The sequence below is a fragment of the Planotetraspora mira genome (assembly GCF_016863275.1).
In the GTDB taxonomy this organism is placed as follows: domain Bacteria; phylum Actinomycetota; class Actinomycetes; order Streptosporangiales; family Streptosporangiaceae; genus Planotetraspora; species Planotetraspora mira.
The window spans coordinates 242,111-254,284 of record NZ_BOOO01000022.1; the positions used below are offsets into that span (position 1 = coordinate 242,111).

A 12,174-nucleotide genomic window follows, 5' to 3' on the forward strand; every position below is an offset into this window, starting at 1 on the left:
CGGGTCTCGACGGCTGGGTGAACGGTGAGTGACGCCACCGCGGAGCGCGATACCGTCTGTGCAGGCTTCGGGCGATTCGCCCCGCCGCGTGCCTCGGCGGCCGCGACGAAGCCGGGCTGGACGACGCCTCTGCGGTGAGGAGACGGAACGTGGGGCACCACACGGTTCTGGCCGGACGCTACGCACTGCTGACGCCGATCGGCCGCGGCGGCATGGGCCAGGTCTGGGAAGGGCAGGACCAGCGGCTCGGACGCCGGGTCGCGGTCAAGATCCTCACCCGTGAAGTCCTCGCGGACCGCGCCGAGCCGAACGACCTGGTGCGCAGGTTCGCCCGCGAGGCGGCCGTCATGGCGGGTCTGCAACACCCCGGCGTCCCCGCCGTGTACGACGCGGGGACCTACGACGGCGGGCTCTTCCTCGTCCTGGAGTTGATCGACGGCTGCACGCTCGGCGACCTCATCGCGGAGCAGGGGCCGCTCCCGGTCGCCTGGGCGGCCGGGATCGCGGCCCAGATGGCGGCGGTGCTCACCTCGGCCCACGAACGCGGGTTCGTCCACAGGGACGTGAAGCCGCAGAACGTCATGCTCACCCGGGACGGAACCGTCAAGGTCCTCGACTTCGGCGTCGCCGCCGTGCTCGACCAGGCCGGGATGTTACGGATCACGAGCACGGGAGAGACCATCGGCACTCTCGCGTACATGGCGCCCGAGCAGTTGCACAGCCGGGACGCCACCCCGCGCACCGACCTCTACGCCCTGGGCTGCGTCCTGTACGAGATGCTCGCCGGCGCGCCGATGTTCGAGGCGACCTCGCCTGGCGCCCTGATCCACAAGCATCTCTCGCAGGTCCCCGCGCCCCTGCTCCGCGAGGACGTGCACCCCGAGTTGGAGACGCTGGTCATGCAGTTGCTGGAGAAGGAACCGGCGCAGCGGCCCGCGGACGCCGAGGAGACCTACGGCCGGCTCCTGCCGTACGTGGCGGAACCGGGGCCGCTCGGCGACGTCGATCCGGTCGCGAACGGGCAGAGCGGCATGCACCTCTACTCGCGCGTGCTCGTCCGGCTCTCCGGGGCGGCGGGCGCTCCGCACGCCGGGAGTGTGCACGACGCGGGTTCATCGGGCTCGGGATACGCCGGTCGCCCGTGGCCCGGGCCGGACGAAGTCCCTTCGGCTCCCCGGGCGCGGAGAGCCGCCAGGACGACGCGCGATCCGTACGGCACGAGCTCCCGCTGGTACGGGGCCGAACCGTCGGTCCCCCGCGGCGCCCGCTGGACGTTCACGCACAGCCTGTGGATCGCCCCGACCCTGCTGTTCGGCGCGGGCGCCTGGATGTCCTTCGCGTACATCGCGGCCCGGCACCGGCGGTTGTCGTGGCTGGTCGTCACGGCCGTCTATCTCGTGTTGCCGGTCACCGCGTTCGCGCTGATCGACACCGGACCGGAGCCGACGAACCCGCTCGAGAACGACCCTCTTCAGACCACGATCGGCGTGGTCATGATCCTCCTGCTGTGGCCCGCCGGATTCATCCACGCCCTCTGGGTCAACGTGACCGTCCGATTGCCGCTGCGCGGTCGCATGGAGGATGAGGCGTCACGGCGCCGCATGTGAACGGCGTCCGCGGATCCGCGACGACGGCGCGCAGACGGTCGCGGCGGTCGTCGGCCAGGAGGCCGGCCTTTAGAGTTCATGGATGCGGCTGACGATCCTGGGCGGATGCGGCGTGTGGCCGGGGGCGGGCCAGGCCTGCAGCGGTTATCTCGTGGAGCACGACGGGTTCACGCTACTCGTCGATCCCGGATATGCGACGGTGCCGCGACTGCTGGAACGGATCACCGCCGATCAGGTGGACGCCGTGTTCATCAGTCACGGACATCCCGATCACTGCGCCGACCTGAACCCGCTGTTGCGGGCGCGTGCGTTGCGTGAGGACCCGCCGGCGCCACTGCCGGTGTACTCGCTGCCCGCCGCCCTGGATGCGGTACTCGCGCTGGACCGCCCGGGGATGCTGACCGACGCCTACGCCCTGCGCGAGTTCACCGCCGGAGACCGGCTCGACATCGGCCCGTTCCACGCGCAGACCCGTCTGCTGCCGCACTCGGCGCCCAACGCCGGCATACGGCTGACCGCGGACGAGCGGGTGCTCGCGTACACCGGCGACACCGGCCCGAGCCCCGAGGTGGTGAATCTGGCGCGCGGAGCCGACCTGCTTCTGGCCGAGGCCACCTATGTGGACCGGGTCCCGGAGGATTCGCGGCGCCACCTGTCGAGCGCCCGCCAGGCGGCCCGGCACGCCAGGGAGGCAGACGCCCGGCACCTGTTGCTGACTCATCTGCAGCCGGGAACAGACGTCGCAGCCGCGCGAGCCGCAGCCGGAGCCGAATACGACGGCGAGATCGGCATCGCCGCTTCCGGCCTCGTCGTCGATCTTTCCTGAGCACGGCGTGGGCGTCGGAGATGACCAACCGCACCCCCGACAGGCCGCGGTCGTACTGTCGACCCCGTTATCGAGGAGGACCTCTGATGCGCAGCGTGACCTGTTCGATGAGCGTCTCACTTGACGGCTACATCGTCGGTCCGGACGGCGGCTTCGACTGGACGGCGCCCGACGAGGAGGTCTTCCGCTTCGTCACCGACGAGATACGACAGGTCGGCGTCCACCTGTTGGGACGGCGGCTGTACGAGACGATGTTGTACTGGGAGACCGCCGACCAGGATCCGTCGCTCGACGAGTCGATGCTCGTGTGGGCCGCGCTCTGGAAGCCGCTCCCGAAGGTGGTGTTCTCCACCACGCTGTCGGCGGTGCAGGGCAATGCCCGCCTGGCCTCCGGCGGCCTGGCGGAGGAGATCGAACGGTTGCGCGCCGAGCCGGGAGAGGGTGACATCGCGATCGGCGGCGCGACTCTCGCCGCCGAGGCGGCCGCATCGGGTCTGATCGACGAGTACCGGGCCCGGGTCTGTCCGGTGCTGGTCGGCGGTGGCATTCCGTTCTTTCCCCAGCGCGAGCGCCGGGTTGATCTCGAACTCGTCGAGACCCGCACCTTCGACTCAAGAGTCGTCTACCTGCGCTACCGCGTGGCGCGATTGGTCCTTTGGTCCACGACTGGCCCACAGACAGTGAGCGTCAATGAGAACGGGCGGGACTCCATGAGATTGGAGACCCGCCCGTTTATACGTTGTTCGCCCTGATCAGCAGCTGTTTTCGCTGGTCAGGATCTGGTGCCCCCTGCAAGATTCGAACTTGCGCTCCCGGCTCCGGAGGCCGGTGCTCTATCCCCTGAGCTAAGGGGGCTCAACAACGTGACAAGGCTACCAGCACTCGCGGGGCGATCTCACCACGATATGAGGCCCTCAGGGGCTCCCCCACATTCAGATCCTCAAAACGACACGCCAACCCCCGCGCAGGGGTTAGCTTGGCGGCCGTGGGTGAGCTTATGGGGCGAGTGCTGGTCGTGGATGACGACGAGGTCATCCGGCAGCTGATCGCGGTCAACCTGACCTTGGAAGGGTTCGAGGTCGAGACCGCTTACGACGGACAGGACTGCCTGGATCGTGTCCACGACGTCGATCCGGACGTCATCACCCTCGACGTCATGATGCCGCGCCTCGACGGCTGGGAGACCGCGACCAGGCTGCGGGCCGATCAGAGCACCCGCCACATCAAGGTCGTCCTGATCACCGCCCGCGCGCAGGAGGACGACAGACGGCGGGGCCTCGGCATCGGCGTCGACGCCTACCTCACCAAGCCGTTCGACCCGGCCGAGCTGATCGAGCTCGTGCGTGACCTCGCCAAGGGCGCCGGCCCGGCCGAGTGACGAGTCGCATTCCGGCAATCAGCACTTGAGATGCCTTTACCGGCAATACGGTGAATAAGGCGATTAATAGGGTAGGCCCGCAACAAAGGGACTGAGGCAGCCGACCATCGCATTCCGGCGGCTGACCCTGCGATCCCGATGCCTCTGCACGCCCTTCGAGCCAGCTCACGTCAGCAGAGCCCATTCCAGCTTGATTCAGCTCCGCACACCTCCGAGCGCCTCTGAGCATCTCTGAACATCTCTGAAACATCTCTGAGCGCCTCGGAGCACTCTGAGCACCTCTGGATGCGAACCGCACAGGTCAGTGGCGTACAGGGCTGTGGCCGTGAGCCGGTGACCGAACCAGCGACGGGGAGGGAATCTCGATGCCTGAGCCCGGAATCCGCCCACCTGAATTCCCTGGTAGACGGCCCACGCGGCGGAAAGCGCCGCACAAGCTCATCCTCGGAGTCGCCACGGCTCTCGTCGTCGCCACGGGTGTCGGCGTGGCGGCCGCGGGCAACCTGGCGAGCCAGGCCCAGCCGACTCCCAGCCCGTCCGGCATGGAGACGGGAGGCCCAGGAGCCCCGTCCGAGCCGGCTACCGGCGCTCCCACCCCCGCCACCACCCCGGGCGCGACGTCCGGACCGTCCCAGCAGATGCAGGGCCCGTTCAACGCCATCCACGGCCAACTCGTGGTTCCGAAGCAGGGGGGCGGCTACCAGACCGTCACCACGCAGACCGGCGTCGTGACCTCGATCCAGCAGAACTCCGTCTCGGTCAAGAGCGAGGACGGCTTCGCCCGTACCTACTCGATCGATGCCAACACCCGCATCTGCGCCGGGCGAGAAGGACTGAGCGGGGTCAAGTCGGGACACAAGGTCTGGGTGATCAGTGCCGCCCAGGGCAACTCGTCCACGGCGATCCTTCTCGCGGACCTGACGCAGCCTCCGTGGCCCCCGTGGGCCGGCGGCGCGGTGACCTCACCGCAGCCCACCACGCCGGTGCCGTCCGGCTACGAGTCCGGGGCGCCGTCGGAGTCACCGGCGCCGGGTGAGTCCGCGCCGGTTGTGCCCACGGAGGAGCCGACCGACTGACCCCACCGAACGCGGAGGGAGCACAGAAGGAGCACGGGAGGGATGGAGCGGCCTGCGCGGGGAGGATGAGTACCCGCGCAGGTCGCTCGTCCATGATGATCCCCGATTCCGTTTCGGATTCCCCGCCCGCCCCCTCCATGTCCCCCAGGACGAGGCTCGTCGCGGGGCAGGGCGCGCCGGAAGAGCGAGCGCCGCCGGGAACGCTCTCAGCGCGATGGGGCTGATTCGCGTAGAACCCGTGTAGACCCGGTTTCAACAGATAGAAAATCTTTCTGCAAGATTTTGAGAGCGCTCTCCATCGGCCGCCCCTCGCCTGTCGTGGGCGCTTGGTGGACAGGACCGGCCTGACGTGCGCGTTCACCCGGCCGGCAGCCCGATGACACGCCCGGAAAGATCCGGACCAGTCGGGTCTGAGGTGATCTGCTACCTGCAGCCGCACGGCCTCCGGGGCTCCCGTACACGGCCGGCTCGGCCGACAGCGTCGTGACCATCTCGTATGGTCACTCCAGGAGAATCTCAAGCGGGCCCCAGGTCCCGCACGAACAATCGGGATCGTCGGGCACCGGCTTCGGGACGCATTGGCGCGTTCCCGAGGACGCGCTCCGTGATATCCGGGAGGTCATCACATGCAACGGTCGGCAGGGGGGCGCATGAAGCGACCGACTCTGGAGGCGGTCGCCGCACGGGCAGGGGTCTCCCGCGCCACCGTTTCCCGGGTCGTCAACGGCCAGATGACCGTGACCCCGCAGATCAGGGATGCCGTGATGCGCGCCGTCGACGAGCTCGGCTACGTGCCCAACTCCGCGGCGCGCAGTCTGGTGACCCAGCGGACCGACTCGATCGCGCTGGTCGTCTCCGAGCCGTCGACCCGGGTGTTCTCCGACGACCCGATGTTCTCCACGGTCATCAGGGCGGCCAGCCTGGAACTCGAGGCCTCCGACAAGCAGGTCGTGCTCATGTTGGCCGGCTCTCCCGAGAGCCACTCCAGGATCGAGCGTTACATCGCCAGCGGCCACGTCGACGGGGTCATGCTGATCTCGATGCACGGCGCCGACCCCCTTCCCGCCGCCATCGCGCGGATGGGCGTCCCCACCGTCTCGTACGGCAGGCCCGCCGTCCCCGTGCCCCTGCCGTACGTCGACAACGACAACATCGGCGGCGCGGAGAAGGCCGTCCGGCACCTGCTCGAGCGGGGTCGGCGGCGCATCGCCACCATCGCCGGGCCGCAGGACATGATCGGCGGCCAGGACCGGCTGACCGGCTACCGCAACGCGCTGCGCGACTCCGACCGGCGCTCGATCGTGGCGATCGGGGACTTCACCCGTGAGTCCGGCGCCATCGCCATGCGGCAGCTTCTCGAGGACGACCCGGGCCTGGACGCCGTGTTCATCGGCAACGACCTCATGGCCATCGGAGCCCTGCAGTCGTTGCGGCTGTCCGGCCGGCGCGTCCCCGACGACGTGGCGGTGGTCGGCTTCGACGACATCGAGGCCGCCCGCTACACCGAACCACCGCTGACCACGGTCAGGCACCCGATCATCGAGCAGGCCAACGCGATGGTGCGGCTGCTGCTCGGCCTGTTCCAGGGCGGTCCGGCGGATCCGGTGATCCTCCCCACCGAGCTCGTGGTCCGCGAGTCGGCCTGAGCAGGACCCTCTCCCCCGCCTGTGACTCCGGCCAGACCGGTCAGGCGAGCGCGGCCGGAATGTGGTCGAGCACCTCGAGCGATGCCAGGCCGTACGCGTGGAAGTCGACGGCCTGCGCCCCGGCGGCCCTGGCCGCGCGGACCTTGGCGGCCAGCCGGTCGGCGGAGTCGCTGTCCGGCACGCCCGGCCTGAGCACGGCCCGCAGCTCACGGTCCTTGCCGATCGACCTCTGGTAGGCCCCGATGTCGTCGGCCACCCGGGCCGCGTCCCTGGCGTAGGCGGGCACCGCGAACGACGGCACGAGGTCGCCCAAGGCGACCACGTCCACGCCGATCTGCCATGCGTCATGTGCCGCGAGTCCCGCCGACGGCAGGCCGTCCGCATGTCCCTTCAGGGCGCCGGTGGCGTCGACGAAGGTCAGCTTCGAGCCCTCGACGGTGACGGCGTCCGAGACCTCGGCCACCAGTGAGGTCACACTCTCCGACCGCGCCCGGGCGTAGGCGACCACTTCCGGGCCCGCGTACGCGGTCAGGGCCGCCCGGGTCACCTCACCCTGCGCGGGCGGGTCGCCGCCCAGGACGCCCGCGACGATCCGGCCGCATTCCTCGCGCGCGACCTCGCCGTTCACGCCGAGGTCCACCGCACGCCGCATGCAGTGACGGCAGAAGCACAACCCGAACAGGAACGTGTCCATGGGCCCGAGAGGCACGAAGCTGCGCTCGTGATGGTAGCCGTGGGCGAACGTGCCGAAGTGCAGCGATTCGGCCACGACGCTGTCCACGCCCTGGCGGGCGACCGACCGCGCGAGCGCCACCGCGTACAGCCGGGCATCGGGATGGGACGGGCACAGGTCGGCGGGCGATCCCCTGTCGCCGAAGCAGTTCTGCACGGTGACGTCGAGATTCGTCATCCCGATGGACGAGTTGTGCAGGAAGACCGTCCAGCCGCGAAGCTTCAGGCCACGCTCGGTGCATGCCTGACGGATCTCGGCAAGCGGTTCGTCCTGGGCGCCCTCCTGCATCGGAGGGACCAGTCGCAGCCCGCCGAAGACGTCCTCCGGCGGGAGGAAGTGCACACCGTCCCGGCGGACCGTCAGCCGGGAGGAGCCGTGCGGCGTGACGTCCCTCGCCTGGTGATAGGCCGCGGCGATGGTCACGCCTCCCACGCCGTAGGCCGAGACACGGTCCAGGACCTTGTCCACACCCTCGCCCCGGAAGTCCTCGACAAAGGCGTAAAGAGAGCTCTCCATCCTCATCGACCCTTCTCAGCTGCGCTTATCGGCCCTTGTAGGCGACGAAGTCGATTTCGACGAGGATGTCCATCAGATCCGAGCCGACCGTCGTCCGGACGGGATACGGCTGGGTGAAGTAGGACTTGTAGACCTCGTTGTAGGCCGCGAAGTCTTCCTTGAGGTTCTGCAGGTGGACCGTCGCCTTCACCACGTCGTCGAAGCCCAGTCCGTGCGCCTCCAGCACCGCGCCGAGGTTCCGCATGGTGCGGTGGGTCTGGGCGGCCACGTCGCCGCCGACGACCTCCCCGGTCTCCGGATCGAGCGGGCCCATCCCCGAGGTGTAGACGAATTCCCCGACGACGAGACCTTGCGAGTACGCCCCGACCGGCGCGGCACCCTCGGCCGTGCGGATCTCCTGCTTGCCACCCATGTTCACAACTCCTAGAAGTACGTCTTGATCAAATCAATCACGACATAGTCGTCGTCGACCACCGGGATGACCCGCCACTTGTCGAAGGCGGTGCAGGGATGGGAGATGCCGAACGACACCAGATCGCCCGGCCGCAGGCCCGACCCCGGCTCGATCGACAGATATGCGTGCTGGTCCTGAATCTTCGTGACCCTCATCCCGCCCGGCGTCCCGTCCTGCGCTGCGCCCGGGGCCGGCTCGCCGACTGCCAGGGGACCGCCTCGCCGTACGGCACGGACGGATGGCAGATCGAGGTCGTAGGGCACGTCCCGCTTTCCCATGCCGACGAGCGCGAGGCCCGGCTCCGGCACCGACAGAACCTGCGCCCACACCTCCAGAGCGGCGTGGAGCTCACCCTCGAGGACGACCCCCGCCACGTCGGAACCGCTCCGGTTGTACGGCGTGCGTTCCCGGTAGAAGCCCTCGTCGTGCGCGACGTAGGCCCCGCTTCGCAGGATGACGAGTGCGCCGGCCCCGGAATCCGCCTGCGTGAGCGGCGCCAGCTCCTCGGCGACCAGGTCGAACCACGCGCTCCCGCCTGCGGAGACCACCATCCGGCCGTCTACGAGCGGGGCGACCGCCTTCGCCGCGCCCACGAACTCGCGCAGGAACGCCCGGACCTCGTCCTGGCCCGGTTGGGTGCCCTCGTAGCAGGCCACTCCGGCGAGCTGTACGCCGCGAGCCTCCCGGGCCGCCTCGGCGACCTTGAGCAGCTCCGGCAGGCCGCGGCAACCTGTCCGCCCGCTCTGATGTCCGAGCTCGACCAGGACGCGGAACGGCACGGCGCCGGCATGCTCGTCGAGGAGCCGGACGCCCTCCACCGAGTCGACGAAGCAGAGGAACTCGAAATGCTCCAGCTCCCCCGCCAGCCAGCGAAGCGCGCCCGCGTCGAATATCTCGTTGGCGAGCAGCACGCGTGGCACACCGGCACGGCGATAGACCAGCACCTGCGCGGCGGTGGCCGCGCTGATCCCCCACGCTCCTGCGTCGAGTTGCGCCTGGAAGAGCGCCGGGGCCATGGTCGTCTTCCCGTGGGGAGCGAGGGCCAGGCCGCGGTCGCGCGCGAAGCGGGCGAGAGTGGCGATGTTGTGGTCCAGGGCCGAGCGCTTCGCGACCATGATCGGCCAGGTGAACGAGCCATCGAACAACGAATGTCCGGCTGCGGCGAACTCCCCCGTGGTGACCGGACCGCCGGGTTGGAGGAACCCGCGCGTCTGCCAGTCGACGATCACGTCAGTCGTCTCGAGGCGATCGACGACGTTCACATCGCCCCCTGTTGGTCGTCCGGTTCTGCCCTCCGGTTTCTCCCGGTGCAGACCGCCTCGCTGGATCGTACTCGACCATTCGGCCGATGCCTGATCCGGCGGAGTCGCAGGCCCCCGCCGTGCGGCCTCCCGGCCGGCAGACATGATCGGCGGACGTGATCGGGGGCATGATCGGCGGTGTGATCGGCAGGCGTGATCGAGGCATGGTGATCAGGCCGGGCGGAGTGCGCGGCCCGGGGTCTCGCCGGTGAGCCGGCCGCCGCGAAGGACGGGGACGCCGGAGACCAACACGTCGTCGACGCCCACCGCGAGTGAGCGCGGGTTCTCGTAGGTCGCGGTGTCGGCGACCCGCAGGGGGTCGACGACGATCAGGTCGGCGGCCTGGCCGCGCCGTACCAGACCGCGGTCCGGCAGCCCGAAGCGGCGGGCCGGGTGCGAGGCCAGATGGACGGCCGCCTGCTCCCACGTGAGGTCGCCGAGCTCGCGGACGTGCCTGCCGAGGTAGCGGGCGAAGGCACCGAAGCCCCGCGGGTGCGGGTGGCCGCCCACGTAGATGCCGTCCGATCCACCGGTGTGGCCGGGATCCCGGAGGATCTCCCGCACGGACCGCTCCCCCTCCGGCCCCTCGTCCGCGCGAGCCGCGACGCAGCCCGCCTCGAGACGGGTCTCCATCAGCAGGAACCGGCAGAATTCCGCGGGCTCCATCCCCTGCTTCGCCGCGGCCGCCGGGAGGGTCATCCCTTCCGCCCACTCGAATCCCGGCGCGTGGGACAGGGTGATCCGGGGCCACAGATCCCCGAGCCCGGCCCATTCACGTGCCAGCCGTACGTGCTCGGACCGCAGCAGGGAGACGGCATGGTCCGTGTCCGCGGCGGGAACCCACGCGGGAAGCGTGACCATCGCCAGGATGGTGCTGCTGCGCAGGTAGGGATAGCTGTCGAAGCTGAGGTCCACTCCCCGCCGGCGCGCGTCCTCCACCAGGGGCAGCAGCGTCGAGGCGGGGCCGTGGTAGTGCGACACGTGTACGGCGGCCCGCGAGCGTTCGGCGATCGCCACGACCTCGGCCATGCCCGTCGGAGCCGACACGCCGTAACCACGCATGTGTGTCACGTACGGCAACGCCCCGAGTGCCTGACAGAGGTGCGCCAGCTCGTCGGCGTCCGCGTACCGGCCGGGGACGTATTCGAGTCCGGTCGACAGGCCGGCAGCGCCCTCGGACAGGCCCGTCTCGACAGCCGCTCGCATGGCACGTAGTTCGCCAGGATCGGCGGCACGCTCCGCCGGCCCCATGGCATCGAAGCGGATCGTCCCGTGAGGCAGGAGGTAGGCCGTGTTCAGCGCGGTCGCCCGGTCGTAGCCCGCCAGCAGTTCCGCCACGCTGACCGGGCCGTCGATCCCCGGATGGGCGCCGTTGACGGCCGCGAAGTATCGCCTCGCGTAGTCGAACGCGGCCGCCGACCTCGTCGGCGCGAACGACAGACCGTCCTGGCCGAGCACGAGGGTGGTCACGCCCTGGCGGAGGGCGGCAAGCTGGATCTCCTGGTCGAAGACGACCGCGTCTCCGTGGGCATGGCAGTCGATCAGGCCGGGGAGCACGTACCTCCCGGAGGCGTCGATGACCGTCTCGGCCGCGATGGCGGCTGGGGCTGCGGCTGCACTTGCGGCTTCGCTCAGCCTGCCGAGCGCCCGTACGCGCCCGTCGACGATGCCGACATCCGCTCTGAAGGCCGGCGCGCCGGTCCCGTCGACAACCCAGCCACCTGTGATCAGGACATCGAAGGTCACGAGATCGATTGAATCACTGACCGGCTCACACGTGTTCCACGGCCGCAACCGGACCGTGGTGCGGCTCATGTTCGACGTGGCCCGTCAGGAGCGGCCGAGCCATCGGCGGGCGTGCGGCCGGCCGTCTGGCCGATCGTCTGACCGGTCGTCTGGCTGGTCATGCGGGTGGAGGCGGCGCGGCGGTAGCGGCGGCCGGTGTAGGCGTAGGCCCAGCGGTCTTTGCCTTGTCGGCGGCGTTGGTAGCGGTGGGGTCGGCGGTAGCGGTCGCGGTTGTGGAACTGGCAGGCCGGTCCGAGCAGGCGCAGGTCGGTCATGCCGCCGTCGACCCAGTTGTCGGCGTGGTCGATCTGGCACAACGTCGCAGGGAGCGGGCAGCCGTCGATCCAGCAGGTGGCATAGCGGGCGAAGACCGCCCTTCTCTGCGCTCCGGTGGCCAGCCGTACGGCGCGTCCCATGTCGAGAACCTGGCCGTCGGCATCCATCACCATCCGGACCAGCGAAGAGGTGCGGGCCAGACGGTGTAGCTCGGAGACGGACAACAACTGGCCGGTGGCCAACAACAACCCGGGCGCCGCCCGGTTCGGCGCATGCCCGCACCCATCACCCCGGCCGCCTACATCGTCATCCGCGGCGTCACCGGCATCTGCCGCAACCGGGTCGCTGTTACTGGGCGCACGGGCCCCAGAAGCACGAGTACAGAACCGGCCGCCAGCGGAACGACCACCGTCAGTGGGATGGCCGTCGGCGCAGTGGGCGCTGGCGGAACCCGGGCTGGCGGAACCCGCGTTGGCGGAACCCGCGTTGGCGGGATCCGGGTTGGCGGGATCTGCGTTGGTGCGCGCGGCGTTGGCAGGGTGATCATCAGGCAGCGACTCCGCCGGAACCAGGACG

General features: G+C 69.8%; 11 protein-coding genes and 1 tRNA gene. 6 read left to right on the forward strand and 6 right to left on the reverse strand.

Going from position 1 to position 12,174, the window contains the following annotated elements:
* The first annotated feature begins 149 nt into the window (after nt 1-149).
* The 3 genes from Pmi06nite_RS22375 (at nt 150) to Pmi06nite_RS22385 (ending at nt 3,185) form a co-directional block, all read left to right on the forward strand.
* Complete coding sequence (locus Pmi06nite_RS22375) at nt 150-1,607, forward strand: serine/threonine-protein kinase (RefSeq protein ID WP_203955022.1); 1,458 nt, start codon at nt 150-152, stop codon at nt 1,605-1,607.
* A gap of 82 nt (nt 1,608-1,689) precedes the next feature.
* Nucleotides 1,690-2,433, forward strand: a complete 744-nt coding sequence (locus Pmi06nite_RS22380) for an MBL fold metallo-hydrolase (protein WP_203955023.1) — start codon at nt 1,690-1,692, stop codon at nt 2,431-2,433.
* Nucleotides 2,434-2,519: 86 nt separating this feature from the next.
* The gene (locus Pmi06nite_RS22385; protein ID WP_308442525.1) at nt 2,520-3,185 is read left to right on the forward strand and encodes a dihydrofolate reductase family protein; all 666 of its coding nucleotides are present in this window, start codon (nt 2,520-2,522) and stop codon (nt 3,183-3,185) included.
* A gap of 28 nt (nt 3,186-3,213) precedes the next feature.
* Here Pmi06nite_RS22385 and Pmi06nite_RS22390 read toward each other — a convergent pair.
* A tRNA-Arg gene (locus Pmi06nite_RS22390) sits at nt 3,214-3,288 on the reverse strand.
* 142 nt (nt 3,289-3,430) lie between these two features.
* Between Pmi06nite_RS22390 and Pmi06nite_RS22395 the strand changes: the two genes are divergently transcribed.
* From Pmi06nite_RS22395 to Pmi06nite_RS22405, 3 genes are all read left to right on the forward strand, one after another.
* On the forward strand, nt 3,431-3,811 hold the full coding sequence (locus tag Pmi06nite_RS22395; protein WP_203955059.1) for a response regulator transcription factor: 381 nt from the start codon (nt 3,431-3,433) through the stop codon (nt 3,809-3,811).
* Nucleotides 3,812-4,176: 365 nt separating this feature from the next.
* Nucleotides 4,177-4,887, forward strand: coding sequence for a hypothetical protein (locus tag Pmi06nite_RS22400; protein ID WP_203955024.1), 711 nt, complete (start codon nt 4,177-4,179; stop codon nt 4,885-4,887).
* 650 nt (nt 4,888-5,537) lie between these two features.
* On the forward strand, nt 5,538-6,533 hold the full coding sequence (locus Pmi06nite_RS22405; protein ID WP_203955025.1) for a LacI family DNA-binding transcriptional regulator: 996 nt from the start codon (nt 5,538-5,540) through the stop codon (nt 6,531-6,533).
* Between the two features lie 40 nt (nt 6,534-6,573).
* On the opposite strand, the gene Pmi06nite_RS22410 is transcribed toward Pmi06nite_RS22405, so the two are convergent.
* From Pmi06nite_RS22410 to Pmi06nite_RS22430, 5 genes are all read right to left on the reverse strand, one after another.
* A complete protein-coding gene (locus tag Pmi06nite_RS22410) occupies nt 6,574-7,782 on the reverse strand; it encodes a hypothetical protein (RefSeq protein ID WP_203955026.1) in 1,209 nt (402 codons plus the stop codon).
* Between the two features lie 25 nt (nt 7,783-7,807).
* Complete coding sequence (locus Pmi06nite_RS22415) at nt 7,808-8,194, reverse strand: Rid family detoxifying hydrolase (RefSeq protein WP_203955027.1); 387 nt, start codon at nt 8,192-8,194, stop codon at nt 7,808-7,810.
* Nucleotides 8,195-8,205: 11 nt separating this feature from the next.
* Nucleotides 8,206-9,498: an alanine racemase gene (locus Pmi06nite_RS22420; protein WP_239114112.1), complete on the reverse strand. Its 1,293-nt coding sequence runs from the start codon at nt 9,496-9,498 to the stop codon at nt 8,206-8,208.
* A 210-nt stretch (nt 9,499-9,708) separates the two neighbouring features.
* On the reverse strand, nt 9,709-11,283 hold the full coding sequence (locus Pmi06nite_RS22425) for an N-acyl-D-amino-acid deacylase family protein (protein ID WP_203955029.1): 1,575 nt from the start codon (nt 11,281-11,283) through the stop codon (nt 9,709-9,711).
* 65 nt (nt 11,284-11,348) lie between these two features.
* The gene (locus tag Pmi06nite_RS22430; RefSeq protein ID WP_203955030.1) at nt 11,349-11,846 is read right to left on the reverse strand and encodes an HNH endonuclease signature motif containing protein; all 498 of its coding nucleotides are present in this window, start codon (nt 11,844-11,846) and stop codon (nt 11,349-11,351) included.
* Nucleotides 11,847-12,174 lie beyond the last annotated feature (328 nt).